Origin of the sequence: Sporosarcina sp. P19, assembly GCF_002743165.1 — a bacterium.
In the GTDB taxonomy this organism is placed as follows: domain Bacteria; phylum Bacillota; class Bacilli; order Bacillales_A; family Planococcaceae; genus Sporosarcina; species Sporosarcina ureae.
The window spans coordinates 37918-55347 of the sequence record NZ_PDYR01000002.1 but is presented as its reverse complement, the minus strand read 5'-3'; the positions used below and the strand labels follow the sequence as shown (position 1 = coordinate 55347).

Here is a 17430-nt window from a genome sequence, read left to right as displayed (position 1 = left end):
ATAATAATATACTTTTCCATCCGATCAATTGTATACTTAACACAGAGCAACACGGATCGAACTTACAGCGAGTACTTGAGCGTATAACGGGTAGATATATTAGGAAGAGGTGAACTTTGTGGAACATAAAAAGACCTACTTTTCCAGAACATTTCCGCATGACGAAGGGGAACTGATCATTGAAGGGCCTGTTTCATCAGAGCGACTGGCATCGTTTGAATTTCACGAAGGATTGAAAGCATTCCGTCCATCTAAACAACAACAAGAAGCATTGGTGAAAATCGCTGCGTTTCCTGAAGGCCGGATCAATGTAGCGAGAATCGAGAATATGGTTGTTGGGTATGTTACGTTTCTATATCCCGATTCACTCGAACGCTGGTATGAAGCCGAATTGGCCAACTTAATAGAACTAGGCGCCGTCGAAGTAGTTGCTGCTTATCGCGGCGCACGTATCGGTAAATCCTTACTGGAATTATCGATGCTAGATGATGCTATGGAAGATTATATTATTATTACGACTGAATATTATTGGCACTGGGATTTAAAAGGAACTGGTTTGAACGTATGGGATTATCGCAACATGATGGAAAAAATGATGCGTGCAGGCGGCATGGAGTTTTTCTCCACTGACGATCCCGAAGTTTGCTCCCACCCTGCCAATGCATTAATGGCGAGAATCGGAAAACGAGTCGATCAAGAATCCATCGAACGCTTTGATCGTGTGCGCTTCAAACATCGTGTTAATTACTGAAAGTGAGGAATGATCATGCTAATACAGGACATTATGAAAAAAGACGTAATTACGCTTCATTCTACGCATACGATTGCAGATGCGGTACAACTGATGAAGGAGAAACGGATCCGCCACATCCCGATTGTGAAAGATGGGCGGATAGAAGGACTGGTTACAGACCGTGACGTCAAAGAAGCTTCTCCTTCAAGCATTTCAGAGAGATTGGAACCTTCACTTTATGAAACAACACTCGATAAAATTATGAAAACCGATTTATTAATCGGACATCCGCGGGACTTTGCGGAAGAAGCTGCGTTAATGTTTTATACGTATGAAATTGGTTGTTTACCCATCGTGTCTAACTATCAGCTAGTCGGTATTCTTACTAAAACAGATCTACTCTATAACTATATTGAATTAACGGGTGCCAATCAGCCAAGTTCACATATTCAAATCCGCGTTCCGAACACGCCCGGTATTTTATATGAAGCATCTAAAGTATTTCATGATCACAATACGAACGTGCTCAGTGTACTAGTTTATCCTTATCAAGATAATGAAGAGTACAAAATTCTAGCAATCCGCATCAAACGAATGAACCCTCTCCCGATCATCGAAGGATTAAAATCGCAAGGATTCGAAGTTCTTTGGCCAAGCGAACCGGAGATGGGCGTATGAAAAAACAAGCGAGCTTTATCTTTTCTCCTGACCAACTAAACTATGAATTTTCGGATACCCATCCTTTTAATCAAAAGCGAATTATTTTGACAAAGGATTTACTAGATGAAATGAATACCATCAAGCCTGATGAAATTGTCATTCCGCGCACAGCCACAGATGAAGAATTGCTTCTGGCTCATGACGCAAAATATATCGAAATTGTAAAAAAAGCTAGTAAAGGCGATGTCAGCGAAAATATCGGTAGTATCTACGGAATTGGTACGGAAGATACACCATTCTTCACCGGCATGCATGAAGCGAGTGCACTACTCGTGGGCGGTACACTTACAGCAATCGAAGAAGTAATGGAAGGTCGTTCAAGATATGCGCTGAACCTCGGCGGTGGCTTGCATCACGGCTTCCAAGGGAAAGCTTCTGGCTTTTGTATTTATAACGATAGTTCAGTAGCTATCAAATACTTACAGCAAAAATATGGAGCGCGTGTATTATACGTAGATACCGATGCTCACCATGGTGACGGCGTGCAATGGACGTTTTACGATGATCCAAATGTTTGTACATTCTCTATCCATGAAACAGGCCGCTACTTGTTTCCCGGTACAGGCAATGTGACAGAACGAGGAAATGGTGCAGGTTATGGTACGTCATTCAACTTCCCTGTAGATGCATTTACGGAAGACGAATCTTTCCTACATATTTATAAAACTGCCTTGCGGGAAGTAGCAGAACACTTCAAGCCAGACGTTATTCTAACCCAAAATGGAGCAGATGCGCACTACTTTGATCCACTCACGCATCTGTATAGCACAATGAAGATCTACGAAGAAATTCCGAAACTAGCAAAAGAACTCGCAGAAGAATTCTGTGACGGGAAATGGATCGCAATTGGCGGTGGTGGATACGATATCTGGCGCGTAGTACCACGTGCATGGTCGCACCTATGGCTCACTATGAAAGACATCCCAACACCAACCGGACGACTTCCAGAAGCCTGGTTAAACAAATGGCAACCCGAATCCCCAGTTCCCCTTATTGAGACGTGGGAAGACCCTGTGGACCTATACGAACCAGTCCCTCGTAAAAATGATATCAACGAAAAAAACGAGCAAATGCTAACGAGAGCTTTGCACGTCATTCGTAAATCCTAATAAAAAGCAACTTATCTTCGCGATAAGTTGCTTTTTGTCTTTATATTATTCAAAAAGGAGGTAGTAGTGTTTTAGGTTCAGCACACAACACCAGTAAATCATCGTTACAGGCGACAACTCCTACTTTACTTCTTAACCGACTGCCGCTCTTCCAAATAATAAGGTAGCACAACCTCGGTCTCTTCCACTTCTTCCTTATTCATCAACTTCGTCAACAAACGCATCGATACGGCACCTAGGTCATACAATGGCACGACAATCGCAGTCAACTGTGGACGAACAATACGCGCAAGAATAGAGTGTTGGAAACAAATGATCTCTAAATCCTCAGGAATTCTAAGATTCTCATCCCGCACACCATTCATAATACCAATTGCAACTTCGTCACTACTCGTCATGACAGCCGTCGGTCGATCAGAAAGCTTCCCTAGCACATTCCAGCTTTCATACGCATCGTCATACGTATTGTCAGTTTCCACGATCAATGACTCATCAATCATCATCCCCGCTTCTTCCAACGCTCGAATATACCCAACACGCTTGCACACACGATTGATGTCCCGCGTAAACGGTCCCGAAACAAACGCAATACGCTTATGGCCATTGTCGATCAACTTCTTTGTTACTTCATATGCAGCCTGTTCATGGTCAATATTGACAGAGGGTAAATTGGTTTCAAAATCCAACGTCCCTGCCAAGACGATTGGAACATTCGCTGTTTTCATTTCCTTACGTACTTCAGGTGAAATAGAATCACTCATGAAGATCAGTCCGTCTACTTGCTTACCTAAATGATCTTCAAACAACTCAACTTCTCGAGATGTACTCTTGTCCGAGTTGGAGATGATGATATTGTACTCATACATCGTGGCAACGTCTGCAATCCCTCTGGATAGCTCTGCGTAGTAACTCTTGGACATATCAGGGACAATTACTCCGATCGTCGTAGTACGCTTGCTGGCCAGTCCACGAGCGACGGCGTTTGGCCGGTATCCCAATCGTTCAATACAGTCCAATACTTTTTTGCGAGTCGCCGGCTTCACGTTTTGATTGCCGTTCACTACACGTGAAACCGTTGCCATCGATACGTTCGCTTCTCTTGCTACATCGTAAATAGTGATCGCCATTTTTGCTCCTCCTGTCTTTATTCTTTACTAGTATACCGTGTTCTACTGGACTTTTGTGTTTTTCTGTGCAGAATTCTGTCATTCTATACAGAAAAACACCGACCTTTACGAATAAAGGATCGGTGTTGGATGTTTTAGATCGTTTGGTGTGTGTTCATGAAGCGAGTAATCTCTTCATAGAACTTGTCAAACTGCTCAATATCCATTTGCTGCGCTGAATCCGATAATGCTACGGCTGGGTCAGGATGAACCTCTGCCATAACGCCGTCTGCTCCTACTGCAATTGCTGCTTTCGCTGTCGGAAGCAATAAATCTTTACGGCCAGTGGAGTGTGTAACATCCACGAATACCGGTAAGTGCGTTTCTTGCTTCAAGATGGGAACAGCAGAGATGTCCAGCGTATTTCGAGTTGCCGTCTCATATGTACGAATTCCTCGCTCACATAGCATAATCTCCGTATTACCTTTAGATATAATATATTCAGCTGCATTGACGAACTCAGAAATCGTTGCAGACATTCCACGCTTTAGAAGTACTGGCTTATTGACCATTCCAGCTTCTTTCAGCAATTCAAAGTTCTGCATGTTACGTGCACCGATTTGGATTACATCGATGTATTCGAGTGCTTCTTCCAAGTGTGATGGTGTAATGATTTCTGTGACGATAGAAAGTCCAGTTTCATCTGCAACTCGCTTAAGAATTTTCAAACCTTCCAGGCCTAAACCTTGGAAATCATATGGAGATGTACGCGGCTTGTAAGCTCCTCCACGAATCATCGTTAATCCTTTTGCTTTGATTGACTTTGCTACTGCCAACACCTGTTCGTAAGATTCTACTGCACAAGGTCCAAATACGAAAGAAGGATGTCCATCTCCGATTTTATGGCCGTTTACGTCAACAATCGTGTCTTCAGGCTTTTTAGTACGGGATACGAGCAATGCATTCTTCTGCTCATCTTGTTGTACTTCAAGTGCTGACATGAAAATAGATTTAAATACCTGTTCAAGGATACCGTCTGGTAAAGGACCATGGTTTACCTTCTTCAAGACGTTGAGCATCTCGCGTTCGCGAACCGGATCATATCTATTAACACCTTGCTTTTCTTTTAACTTACCAATTTCTTGGATAACGCCTGTACGTTCATTGATCAATTTAAGAATATCTAAGTTCAACTGATCAATAGTACCTCTCAACTCACCTAAATCTTGCTTGCTCATAATACCTGTCTCCTCCCCGTACATATCTTCCTTTTCTAACACCGGAATCTATGGTACATTTTTATATAATAGACCTAGTATAATGAATACTCTTAGAAAAGTCACGCAATTTCATCGAATAAATAAATATTCGCTATTTTCACATAGAAAAAACTTGAAAAGAGGTTGGAAATCCTGGTTACTAAGTTATTCGCTCTTGATATCGGGACTCGCTCGGTTGTGGGCATTATACTGGAAGAACAGAATGATTCATTCCATATTGTAGACTTGATTTCAAAAGAACATAAAGAGCGATCGATGATTGATGGGCAAATACATAATATTTTAAGCGTCGCATCCATTATTCAAGAAATTAAAGAAGAATTAGAGCAAATTCACGGTCCCCTGAAACGTGTCAGTGTTGCAGCAGCTGGTCGTTCATTGAAAACAGCAGAAGGAACGGTAACGGTGGATATTTCAGATCGTACTTTAATTTCAAAAGAAGATATTAATCGATTGGAATTATCAGCTGTCCAACATGCACAAGAAAAATTACTATCCGCTCATCAATCGCAAGAGGATGATCACTATTACTGCGTTGGTTATTCTGTCTTATATTATAAATTGCAAGATGAAAAGATTGGTAGCCTTATAGATCAAACGGGGAAATCAGCGAACGTAGAAGTCATTGCCACATTCTTACCACGAGTAGTTGTGGAATCCTTACTCGCCGCGTTAAAGCGTGCCGATTTGGAAATGGAAGCTTTAACACTCGAGCCGATCGCTGCTATTCATGTGCTCGTTCCCCCTTCCATGAGAAGATTGAATATCGCATTAGTCGATATCGGGGCTGGCACGTCAGATATTGCCATTGTCAGGGAAAATACCGTGACGGCATATGGAATGGTACCTGTTGCAGGAGACGAAATGACCGAAGCACTAAGTACACATTATTTGCTCGACTTTCCTTTAGCTGAACAAATGAAACGACAAATCCTTGAACACGATGTCTTGACAGTTCATGACATTTTAGGATTTAAACAAGAAATACCTTCAGGAGAAGTGATTGATGTCATCAGACCGTCAGTGAAACATCTCGCGTTGTCCATTGCGAATGAAATCAAACGATTGAATCATCACTCTTCTCCGCAAGCCGTGATGATTGTTGGAGGTGGAGGATTAACCCCTACTCTAACGAAAGAAGTGAGTACGCAACTAGACCTTCCAGAGAACCGCGTAGCCATCCGAAGTCTCGATGCGCTTTCAGGCGTTACACTTTCTGAACAAATCGAAGCCTCTCCTGCACTCGTAACGCCAATTGGTATTGCGATCGCAGCGCAAAGAGCTCCAATTCATTACATTTCCTTAACAGTCAACGACCAATCCATTCGATTATTCGAACTAAAAGAGCTTACAGTAGGCGACGCACTGCTAGCAGCCCGCATTACCGCTCGTCAGTTATACGGTAGACCTGGACTGGCACTAACTGTAAAAGTAAACGGGCAGTGGAGAACACTTCCTGGCGAGCACGGCTCTTCTACGACCATCTTGTTAAACGGCACTGAAGCTGGCACTAAGGATCGTGTTGGCAATCTAGATAGCATTGAGCTATTGTTCGGTAAAGACGGCACAGACGCCTCAGCGACAGTCAGAGACTTGGTAGAGGCGCCTGAATCCATTCATTATCAGTTGGACGGGGTAACTCAGAAGATTACAGGTCAAATTTTGCTGAATGGAAAGCCTGTTACAATGGATACTAAGATTGCTGATCGGAATGAACTGACAGTGAATCTAGCGAATAGAATTCAAGATGTAATCACGTCTCCTGTAACTCCATGGACAGAGCCGTTCACCATTACATGGAACGGAACTCCCCACCGTCTGAGGAAGCGTGAGACCACTTATACTGTAAACGGACAAGAAGTCTCAGACGATTATCAGATTCACGCAAACGATGTCATAGAGACGTATCAGCCTTCTTTTCTTTCATTGAAAGAAATAGCGAAGGATTTGGATATCATTCTAGAAGAACGTGCCGATGTTACATTCAATGAAGAACCTGTGGTGATTACAAAACAACGAACTGCCACTTATGTAAACGGACAACTGGCGAGTCTTGACTACCAAGTACAATCTGACGACAAGGTGGAGTTCAAGTCCTTACCCAGCTCTCCTATACTATTCAGTGATATATTTTCATTCACTGATTTTTCATTACCCTCTCACCCTACTGCCAACTATCGATTATTGCGTAATGGCGATTCCATTCGCTTCAATGAAATAATATTCGGTGGAGATCAACTAGAGATTATATTCGAATAAAAGCTACGCTGTGCAGAAAAATCGCACAGCGTAGCTTTTTCCTATGACTCTTTTATCTAAAGGTACGCATAGAAAAAACCTTCCTGTGAAGGAAGGTTTTTTCTATTATTTAGAATGAACTTTGTTGTTTGAAGATGAGTTGTTTGCTTTGGACTGATTAGTATCCTTTTTAGCAGAAGTATCTGCTTTAGGAGATTTGTTGTCTTTGTTTTGGTTTGACGATTTGACAGCTTTAACTTGATCTTCAGTTTTGTTTGAAGCATCTTTTACTTTTGAAAGTTCTCCAGATTTTTCATTGTTTTCTTTTGCACTTTTATAATCAGTTGCTTCTTCCCCTTCAGATGATACCGTACCATCATCCATTGGAATGCTAGCTTTTGATGTAGCAGATTTCACTTTATCTACTAGCTGTCCTGATTGCTCTTGTAAGTTATGAGATAACTCAGAAGTCTTCTCTCTTGCAGCTGTAGTGAAAGCTGTAGTTTTTTCTTTTGCTGTATCCGTAAAGTCAGCTGTGTAATCTTTCGCCGCACTGGATAACTCCACCGCTTTATCTTTTGCCGTTGAGCTTAATTCAATACTCTTATCTTTTAATTGTGAAGCTTGCAAAGTTAAATCTTCTCGCATTTCACGGCCCGTCTTCGGTGCTAAGAATAATGCAGTCGCGGCTCCGATTACTCCACCAATGATTGCGCCCGCAATGAAACTACCTGTGTTGCTACTATCTTCATCATACAGATCATTTGTTGAACGATATGTGTAGTTTGCTGGATATTGTGGCTGTCCATAAGTATTTGAATAGTTACCTTGGTTATCGTTATAGTTCGGTTTGTTTTCTGTCATTTTTTATTCCTCCTGTGAATTAACTGTTTTTTGTACATTTTAAAGGAAAATGCTTGTACTAGGAGCGCGATTTGTACACTGTCCAACCAGCAGACTTTTCGGGTTGCCGTTCCTTTACCTGATCATATAGACCAAATGCAACGTTTCCCCATTGTACTACTTGCGCGATTTTGTCACTGTGTTGTTCGGCTTTGGTAGTTACTGAGCTGGAAATCCGGTGAACGGACTGATTGAGCGTGTTCACTGAGTCACCTACTCCTTTTACCGCATCCACCACAGTGTTCAGCTTGTCCGCTTTTCCTTGTAAATCTTCGGCCAGCTGATTGGTTTTTTGAAGAAGTTGCGTACTTTCTGTAGTCACTCCTTCTAATTGCTTTGATAAGCCATCTACTGTATGCGAGACACTTTGTAAAGATGTCTTTAACGACCCCAGCGTCATCGCTAGACTTACACAAAGAATAAGAAATGCGATTGCAGCAATCACTGCTGCAACGTAAAGTAAATTGATCACTTACGTAATCCTCCTAGTGCATATTCTTACGAAAACTTTACCCTTCTTTCAGAGTTTCTAAACTTTTCGTCCTATATTCCTGTTCGACATAACTAGTTGATATCCTTTATCGAAACGAATAAATTTTAAAGAAAATGAGAAACAGCCCTCTCATAAAGATTAGGCTGTTTCTTCTTTCGTTATATCAGACTTAAATTGTTTTAAGTACAACTGGATATCTCCAGCTCCCATAAATAAGATTACAGAATTTTGATGTGCTTCTAAATCTGACATATCTTCAATTTTCAAATGTTGGGAATTAGGAATTTTATCAATTAAATCATGAATCGTTAAATTTCCTGTTTGCTCTCTTGCAGATCCGAATATATCACATAAATACACATGATCTGCTTCAGAAAGACTATCTGCAAATTGATTTAGCAACGCAGCTGTTCTGCTAAATGTATGCGGTTGGAATACCGCAATTATTTCACGGTTCGGATATTTTTGACGTGCTGAATCCAATGTCGCGCGGATTTCAGTAGGATGATGTGCATAGTCGTCGACGATGACACGGCCATCTAATTCCATGATCGTAAATCGTCTTTTCACGCCCGTAAACGTCGCAAAACGTTCGTTTACAATTTCAGCTGGAATATTTTCATAATGACATAGTGTAATAACACTTAAAGCATTTCGAATAGCATGGTCGCCTGTCAACATAATTGTGAAACGATAATAAAATTCATTTCGGATGAACACATCAAACGAGCAGCCATTTTGATCTTTTTCAATATTCGCTGCGTAGAAATCATTGGATGAATCCAAGCCATAATAGACAATTGGAACCTGACATTGGAGTTTCTGAAGATTATCGTCATCACCGCAAGCGATTAACGCCTTCTTCACTTGACTCGCCATCTGTCCGAAAGCGTCTAGAATATCATCCAAACTTGTGAAGTAATCCGGATGATCGAAATCAATATTCGTCATGATCGCATAGTCTGGATGGTATGCCAAAAAGTGACGTTTGTATTCACATGCTTCAAATACAAAGTTCTCCGCATTCTCGACACCTTTACCTGTACCGTCTCCAATTAAGTAAGAGGTTGGCGCAAAGCCACCCAATACATGCGCTAGCAAGCCCGTTGTAGATGTTTTACCATGCGTTCCCGTAACCCCGATGGAAGTAAATTGTTCCATATAGTCGCCAAGGAAGTCATGATAACGAATAACCTCTATCCCTAGTTCTTCTGCGCGTAGTAATTCAGGATGATCATCTTTAAATGCGTTTCCTGCAATTACTTTCATGCCCGGCTGAATATTATTTTCGTCAAATGGCAAAACTTTTATATTTCGTTCATGTAAGGGATCTTCTGTGAAAAAGTATTTTTCTACGTCTGAACCTTGAACTTTATAAGAAGAGTCATGTAGCAACTGGGCAAGGGAACTCATTCCTGATCCTTTTATGCCAGTAAAATGTAACAATGTCATATTGAAACCTCCCGGGAGTTCTTTCATCCCACTTTTTATCTTCAACCGTCTAATAACAGACGAGAAGATTATTTCTTGTTATAGAATATCATGCGCTCGATCAAATCTTTAGATCCGAACTATGAATTCATTATTTCATGAAGCTTTCAAATGCTTGTTCCGTCAAAAAGACGTCGCGCGCTTTGCTCCCTTTTTGCTCAGATATAAATTGATTCGCTTCCATTCGATCGATTAACTTTGCTGCTCGGTTATACCCGATGCTGAAATGGCGCTGTAATGACGAGGTAGATGCACTCCCCTGCTCGATGACAAAATTGCAAGCTTGCTCAAATAACGGGTCCGATTCTTCTTCTCGGACAGCGGCCGCCAGCAAATCATCTTGGCCGAATAAATAATTCGGTTCTGCTTCATTACGAACATGTTCTATTATACGCTCGATTTCATCATCCGTGACAAATGTCCCCTGAAGACGGACAGGAGCCGATTGGCCATTGCCTAAATACAACATATCTCCCTTACCAAGTAAACGATCCGCCCCTACCGAGTCCAAAATCGTTCTTGAATCCACTTGTGAAGACACAGCAAACGCTATACGAGTCGGAATGTTGGCTTTGATCGTTCCGGTAATGACATCAACAGAAGGCCGCTGTGTCGCAATGATTAAATGAATACCACACGCTCTAGCTTTTTGTGTGATTCGACTGATCGACACTTCGACATCTGCAGGCGCCATCATCATTAAATCCGCTAATTCATCAATCACTACTAAGATATAAGGCATCTTTAAAGAGAAACGTCGAGATTCCATGACCATTTCGTTATAGCGTTCAATATTACGTACGCCGGAATGCGCAAACAGTTCATAGCGTCTTTCCATCTCATTGACTGCCCATTTCAATGCGCCAGTCGCTGCTTTTACATCTGTAATAACCGGACTCAACAAGTGAGGAATACCATTGTATGGTGCCAGTTCCACCATTTTCGGATCAATGAGTAATAGTTTCAGATCATGATGCGAAGCTTTATACAGCAAACTGATCAATATAGAGTTGATACAGACGGATTTACCGGAGCCTGTTGCCCCCGCTATCATTCCGTGTGGCATCTTCCGTAGATCAATCGTTTGCGGCTCCCCTGTCAAGCTCAGTCCGAGTACTGCCTCTAGAGGTGAGTCTGAATTCATAAACGGATCACTATCAATAACCTCTGAAATTCGAACAGCACGTGTTTTACGATTCGGGATTTCAATACCAATCATACTTGTACCTGGAATTGGTGCCTGAATACGAATATCTCTAGCGGCCAAAGCCAATTTTAAGTCGTCGGTAAGATTTCGAATTTTACTTACCTTTGTCCCCTGCTTTACCGTTAACTCAAACATTGTGACTGCAGGACCTTGCACAGCTTGAACAACAGACGCTTGTACAGAGAAATGAGAAAGCGTTTCTTCTAACGTAGCAGACTGCGACGCAAGCCACTCTTCATCCACGATTTCTTCTTCCGGTGGCGCTAAATAGTGCATCGTCGGGAATCCATAATGTGGTAGTTCTTCCTCGATTATTTCCTCTTCAGGTTCTTCTACAATTGTTTCAGAAGTCGTCGCGACGACTTCTGTAACTTCAACAGCAGATTCTATTGCAATGGATACGGGTTCTTTAATGGATTCTAGTTCCTCCATGCTCGCTTCTACACTATTTTTCTGTTGTTCTTGCAGTACCGGTTGTATATCCTCTACCGTTTCAGATTGTTCCGCCATGTTGTGTTTGTGATCAGATTCTATTTCAATTGGCTCTTCTACCACAATTTCTTTCTTCGCTGCATTCGCTGCAATTAACTCTTCTACTCTTGCCGCTAATTTTTCTTTATCGGATTTAAGCATCAACACATTAAATGGGACCACTTTTTCTTTCTTAACTGGTTGTGCTTGTTCTTCAATATCATCTATTTCAGATTCTACTTCATCCGATTCTATTACTTCTATCTCTTCTTCTATTTCTTCTTCAATCGTAACAGTTACTGATGCTTCTGAATCTACTGCAATTTCTTCTGGTTCAGTTGCATCATCATGCATTTCTACTTCTTTTTCTACTTCTGTTACCAATTGAGTTCGCTCTACATCTTCCGTATGCGCAAAGACTTCCTGCGATTCTTCTGGTTCCACAATTGGTACTGCAGCTTCTAACTCTTCTTCTTCTACTTCTTCTATTTCTTCTTCAACCGTAACAGTTACTGGTGCTTCTGAATCTACTGCAATTTCTTCTGGTTCAGTTGCATCATCATAATGCTTTTCTACTTCTGTTTCTACTTCTGTTACCAATTGAGTTTGCTCTACATCTTCCGTATGCGCAAAGACTTCCTGCGATTCTTCTGGTTCTACAATTGTTACTGCAGCTTCTAACTCTACAATTGCTTCTTCGGCTTCTTCTGTTCCTTCGATTTCATCATGCACATAGTCGTGTTCAGCTACTTCAACTGGCTCTTCTTCTATCACTGGTATTTCTTCAGTGTGCTCTACTAGTTGGTTAGCTTCTTCAGATACTTCTAATTTAGATTCCTCTACTTTTTGAGTGTGTTCTTTCGCCGAGGACACCTCAGACTGTCTTTTTTCTGAAGAACTAGCAAATAGTGGTGTTTCATTTGATTGTTGATTGGAAATCAAGGATAATGGCAATTCCTTGTCATGATTTTCTAGTTGATCGTGCAATTCTTGGTCTTTCGTTTCTTTCTTTTCTATAACCGATTCCATAGCCTCACTGATTGGAGAACTAGTGTGCAATCCATAGATAGGTGAAGGCACATGTGTAGGCGAAAACGGCTTTCTAAATTTCTTCGGTTTCTCTACCTTCACAGGTTCTTCCTTTTGGCGAGATGTTTCCTCTAATTCAGGACGCTTTGATTCATAGGGTTCAATCCGTTGCGGCTCTGTGTGCAGCGTACGTTCATGCTTTCTCCCAGAAAACGGAAGAGGTAATGGATTGGACGTAGGTGGAATGATATGAGCAAAATCCCGTTTCGCTTCTGCACGGTAGACATTTCCACTTCGCTCAAAACGACCTGGCCAACGCTCATTCTGTTCCAAAGGAAGTATTTCATATATGTCTTCTTCTGTTACATCTTTTTGCAAATAATCTTTTGTATATTCATCATGATGGATCTGTGGTTCCCATCCGTAAATTTCATAGTCAGAAACTATCGGAAATCGAAAGTTTGTTTTTTTATTTTCATCAAATTCTTCATTTTTGTTTTGGTTTTCATTATTTTTTACAATGTTATTTTCAGTAGTTGTTTGTTCTTTTAAAGGGTTATCTTTTTCAGTGCCTTCTTGCATTTGCTGAAGGCGTCTCTTCATATTCCGTAGCCAACTCAAATATATCACTCTTTTCATATCAATCATTTCATTTTAACAGGTTACCTGTGGGGAAATCAAACAGTTCTATGTACTTTTTGTATAAAATGATCATTTGTAACCCTTTGTAACAATAATACAAAAAAGCTTTTGCCACAAGCTAAATGAGCCTTGTGCAAAAGCTTTTTACTATGGATATATTTTCAACTTACGCTTCGAAAGCTTCTCCGACTTTTCGATCGTCCTCTAATACGAGGATTCCTTTTGCATCGGGTGCATCTTGCAGATCGAGTTCTTTAGCAGAACAGATCATACCTGATGAAGCAACGCCGCGTAGTTCCGCATCACGAATGATCATACCTGATGGCATTACAGCGCCTACTTTTGCTACAACCACTTTCTGTCCAGCTTCCACATTAGGAGCACCACAAACGATTTGTAGTGTTTCCTCCCCCACTTCTACTTGGCAGATATTCAATTTATCTGCATTTGGATGCTTTTCTTTTTCAGCCACATAGCCTACAACGAATTTTGGAGTGAAATCCAGTTCCAATTCCAAATCTATGTCGTTTTTCTTTAATGCTTGTTGTATTTGTTCGCCAAGCTCTTCTGTCAGTTCTACTTGCCCTACTGCTGAAACAGTGAAATAACTAGATGCATCAAATAAGTTGAACGCTACTACAGTTCCTGTCTCTTCATTTTTGATCAATGTAACATGGTTTTTTCTTTCAGCAGTGAGTGCTGTCGGTCTTTCTGTTGTAAGTTGAACGAATAATACGTCGCCAACACCTTCTGGATTATAAAATATATTCATTTCTTCTTTTCCCTTCTTGCCAATCTATTTTTTGCCATAATGAAAATAGGTTCAAGCTTACCATCTTCATAAATGAAAGACAATGACGTGACTGGTACAGCGCCTGTTGTGAAAAACTGCATGGCAATTTGTGCCACGACATCATATCCTGTGTCATTTCGGATATCTCCGATGATCAACACGTCTTGGTGAGGGACAGAAACGACCATATGACCTTCGATTTTCTGTTCCATTTCTTTCATGAATGGCTGATTCAATATTCTGCTCGCATCATAGCCATCGTTATTGTTAATGAAGTAGAAAATATTATCCGATACGATATCCTGCTTATAAGCTGTCGGCAACGCCTTCACTTTAAACATGGCGACCTCTTGTATTTCCTGTTCTGTCATCTGCAAATCGGACAGCATACCGTGATCGATCAAGCGATACGTGTTTCCTAAGTCTAGCGCATAGAAAATCCGTGTTTCGGCTGTATGATCTTTCGTTAAGAAAGCTTGTCCAGCAGAACTTTCCGTTGGGAATGAAGTCGATCGGATGACAGGATAGATCGTGTTTTCTCCTGCGAACCCTTTTGCTTGCTCTTGCTCCATTGCAAGAAAAGTCTCACGGACGGTATACACCACTTCATCGATTGCGCGTTCTTTTTTCTGCTCATACTTAGATAAAATTTCAGGTAATGAAATATCCATACCTTTATGAAGAGTATGATGGACAATTCGCAATTTGTCTGCCCTTCGGTCAAATTGCCAATCAAAGTTCTCTTTAGGTAAGCGTTTCTTTAGTTCTTCTACCAAATCTTCAGCTTCCATTCGTTAACCCACTCCTTCAATACTCAATAATACTTACAAATCGTCGTGCTGAACCGAACGAGCAATTTCCATCATTTTTTCTAAGTAGGCATCGGTATTTGCTTCATTCGTCACCGTTTCCACTTTCGCTCCGCCTACGTTTGCAATTAGTTCTACTTGCTTCTCACCTTTTTGAATGACAGCAACAAAGCCAAATGCATCATCTTTTGAGAATGTTTGTGCTCCTACTAAATGATCCGGTTCATCCGTCAATAGTACGTCATAATACACTTGACTGTTTTTCTTTTCATTCGGATTAACTGTTAGATAAAATGAATCATTTCGTTTAGTTAAAACAACCTTTTGTGAAATAGATTCTTTATCTATTCGTAGAGTTGGCGGTTTATAGAAATCAATATCGCCCACTGTTTGGTTCGTTTTTTTGCTATTTAATTCAAATGCTTTTTTCGCTGAAACAAATGCATCATCAGTACGGACTTCCACTTTCTGATTACATCCTACCAATACGACAGCTAGTAGCAACAGCAAGAAAACCTTTCCACTTCGCAACATTCAGGTTCCCCCCTTCTCTACTTTCGTTCAATTTTCTATCAGTCCTATTCTAATCGCACCCCACCGCTATTGCAATCGTCAGCTCTGCGGCGACTTGCTATACAACAGCTGGCCGATCAATAATTGCATGATATGCTCAAATAACGCGTCTCTCGGTACGAGTTGCGCAGTCAACATCCCCATAGCGCCTTCAGACATGCGAACATTTTGCTTTTTAAAATAGGCATCTACCGCATCACCTAGTTCAATCCCCTGGCGAATTTCATCAGCTAACTCTTCGGGTAAAGGGATTTGTGCCCCTGCAGCAGTAAACGTTTTGCCTTCCGGCGTGGTAAGGGCGCCCCAATTGCATAGATACATCGTGTCCCCGATCATATGGACACCCCCTTCTAACCCAATACCAATAGCATCTTTTGCTGCAGCGATGGAACGATTGATTGCACCTTGCCGAGTTTCCTCTACACTCATGGGCTGTGCGCTGACGCCTGACGGAACAGACATTGAAGTAACAGTGCTGTTCTCTAGAAAGCGGTCGACGATCCGAAGTACTGCACGTTTTTTCGCCTGATTTTCAGAACCAAGAATAAATTTCATTCAACCGCCTCATTTCTAGTTGTTTAGCAGTTTTGTTTAATAGTTTCTACTGTGGTTTTATCGCACGTTTTTACTAACTTTGTAATTAATTCTTTCGCTGCTGCATAATCATCTGTGTGGATAATTGAAGCCGCTGTATGGATGTAGCGAGAACAAATACCGATGACTGCACTTGGTACGCCGTTATTCGCGACATGTACTTGCCCTGCATCCGTACCGCCTTGGGATACAAAGTATTGATACGGTATATTGTGAGTTTCAGCAGTGTCCAAAATGAATTCGCGCATACCACGGTGTGTTATCATCGAACGATCCATAATTCGCAATAATGCCCCTTGGCCCAACTGACCGAATTCTTTTTTATTGCCGCTTGCATCATTCGCGGGACTTGCATCAAGTGCGAAGAATAAGTCTGGATCTATCATACGCGCTGCTGTTTGTGCGCCACGTAATCCGACTTCTTCCATGACTGTTGCACCTGAATACAATGTGTTTGGCAACGTTTCATTTTTCACTTCTTGCAACAGTTCTATGGCGAGACCGCAACCATAGCGGTTATCCCATGCTTTGGCCATAATCTTTTTTGGATTAGCCATCGGTGTGAACGGACAAATCGGCAAGATCTGCTGACCTGGACGAATACCGAAACTCTCAGCATCTGCTTTGTCATCTGCACCGACATCAATTAGCATGTTTTTAATATCCATTGGTTTTCTACGCTCTGCGTCACTCAGTAAGTGCGGTGGAATAGAGCCAATCACACCCGGAATTTCCGCATTTTCTGTAATGATCTGGACTCGTTGTGCCAGTAATACTTGGTTCCACCAGCCACCTAACGGCTGAAAACGAAGCATTCCGTTATCCGTAATACCTGTTACCATGAAGCCGACTTCATCCATATGTCCAGCAACCATAATTTTCGGCTGATCTTCTTGTCCATGTCGAACACCAAACACGCCACCCAAACCATCCTGAATTATCTCATCCGAGTTCTGTGCTAATTGCTCACGCATAAAAGCCCGGACACGGTATTCATTACCTGGTGCGCCCGGAAGTTCAGTCAATGTACGAAATAAATCCAATGTTTCTTTTTTCATCGAAATCCCTCACTTTTTTATTGTCTATGTGTAGTATATCCACATACCAAACAGATGAATACTAATTAGATTAAGAATTCGCTTTACACAAAAGTGCCATATTCTACCGATTAATGAAGTGGGAGACACTTTAGAATCGCCATGCACTTTTAAACTATGTTACACTATAAGAAAAGATTTG

General features: G+C 41.4%; 15 protein-coding genes. 4 read left to right on the top strand and 11 right to left on the bottom strand.

Annotation, left to right across the window (positions count from 1 at the left end; translation table 11 throughout):
* Positions 1-118: 118 nt before the first annotated feature.
* Genes CSV74_RS03640 through CSV74_RS03630 form a run of 3 tightly spaced genes read left to right on the top strand, consistent with a single transcriptional unit; the run spans position 119 to position 2562 of the window.
* Entirely contained in the window at positions 119-751 is a 633-nt protein-coding gene (locus tag CSV74_RS03640; protein ID WP_099690605.1) for an N-acetyltransferase, read from the top strand.
* 15 nt (positions 752-766) lie between these two features.
* The gene (locus CSV74_RS03635) at positions 767-1411 is read left to right on the top strand and encodes an acetoin utilization AcuB family protein (RefSeq protein ID WP_099690604.1); all 645 of its coding nucleotides are present in this window, start codon (positions 767-769) and stop codon (positions 1409-1411) included.
* Complete coding sequence (locus CSV74_RS03630; protein ID WP_037561509.1) at positions 1408-2562, top strand: acetoin utilization protein AcuC; 1155 nt, start codon at positions 1408-1410, stop codon at positions 2560-2562. The genes CSV74_RS03635 and CSV74_RS03630 overlap by 4 nt, the downstream gene beginning before the upstream one ends.
* A gap of 125 nt (positions 2563-2687) precedes the next feature.
* Here the strand turns inward: CSV74_RS03630 and ccpA are convergent, their stop codons facing one another.
* Both ccpA and CSV74_RS03620 read right to left on the bottom strand, forming a co-directional pair.
* Positions 2688-3689: a catabolite control protein A gene (gene ccpA / locus CSV74_RS03625; RefSeq protein ID WP_029052845.1), complete on the bottom strand. Its 1002-nt coding sequence runs from the start codon at positions 3687-3689 to the stop codon at positions 2688-2690.
* Between the two features lie 134 nt (positions 3690-3823).
* A complete protein-coding gene (locus CSV74_RS03620; protein WP_029052844.1) occupies positions 3824-4906 on the bottom strand; it encodes a bifunctional 3-deoxy-7-phosphoheptulonate synthase/chorismate mutase in 1083 nt (360 codons plus the stop codon).
* 165 nt (positions 4907-5071) lie between these two features.
* On the opposite strand from CSV74_RS03620, the gene CSV74_RS03615 reads away from it, so the two are divergent.
* Positions 5072-7207 (top strand): cell division protein FtsA, encoded by a 2136-nt coding sequence (locus CSV74_RS03615; protein ID WP_369823681.1) that lies wholly within the window; start codon positions 5072-5074, stop codon positions 7205-7207.
* A gap of 105 nt (positions 7208-7312) precedes the next feature.
* Here the strand turns inward: CSV74_RS03615 and CSV74_RS03610 are convergent, their stop codons facing one another.
* From CSV74_RS03610 to CSV74_RS03570, 9 genes are all read right to left on the bottom strand, one after another.
* Complete coding sequence (locus CSV74_RS03610) at positions 7313-8050, bottom strand: YtxH domain-containing protein (RefSeq protein WP_099690603.1); 738 nt, start codon at positions 8048-8050, stop codon at positions 7313-7315.
* 58 nt (positions 8051-8108) lie between these two features.
* A complete protein-coding gene (locus CSV74_RS03605; protein ID WP_029052842.1) occupies positions 8109-8561 on the bottom strand; it encodes a DUF948 domain-containing protein in 453 nt (150 codons plus the stop codon).
* Between the two features lie 159 nt (positions 8562-8720).
* Positions 8721-10034 carry a UDP-N-acetylmuramate--L-alanine ligase gene (gene murC / locus CSV74_RS03600; protein ID WP_099690602.1) on the bottom strand — a complete coding sequence of 438 codons (1314 nt, stop codon included), beginning with the start codon at positions 10032-10034 and terminating at the stop codon, positions 8721-8723.
* Positions 10035-10164: 130 nt separating this feature from the next.
* Positions 10165-13383 (bottom strand): DNA translocase FtsK, encoded by a 3219-nt coding sequence (locus CSV74_RS03595; RefSeq protein ID WP_233190760.1) that lies wholly within the window; start codon positions 13381-13383, stop codon positions 10165-10167.
* 205 nt (positions 13384-13588) lie between these two features.
* Complete coding sequence (ytpR, locus tag CSV74_RS03590; RefSeq protein WP_099690600.1) at positions 13589-14194, bottom strand: YtpR family tRNA-binding protein; 606 nt, start codon at positions 14192-14194, stop codon at positions 13589-13591.
* Positions 14191-15006: a DUF1444 family protein gene (locus CSV74_RS03585; protein WP_029052839.1), complete on the bottom strand. Its 816-nt coding sequence runs from the start codon at positions 15004-15006 to the stop codon at positions 14191-14193. The genes ytpR and CSV74_RS03585 overlap by 4 nt, the downstream gene beginning before the upstream one ends.
* 33 nt (positions 15007-15039) lie before the next feature.
* The gene (locus tag CSV74_RS03580) at positions 15040-15558 is read right to left on the bottom strand and encodes a hypothetical protein (protein ID WP_099690599.1); all 519 of its coding nucleotides are present in this window, start codon (positions 15556-15558) and stop codon (positions 15040-15042) included.
* 78 nt (positions 15559-15636) lie between these two features.
* A complete protein-coding gene (locus tag CSV74_RS03575; protein WP_099690598.1) occupies positions 15637-16152 on the bottom strand; it encodes a DUF84 family protein in 516 nt (171 codons plus the stop codon).
* A 23-nt stretch (positions 16153-16175) separates the two neighbouring features.
* A complete protein-coding gene (locus CSV74_RS03570) occupies positions 16176-17249 on the bottom strand; it encodes a M42 family metallopeptidase (protein WP_029052836.1) in 1074 nt (357 codons plus the stop codon).
* Positions 17250-17430 lie beyond the last annotated feature (181 nt).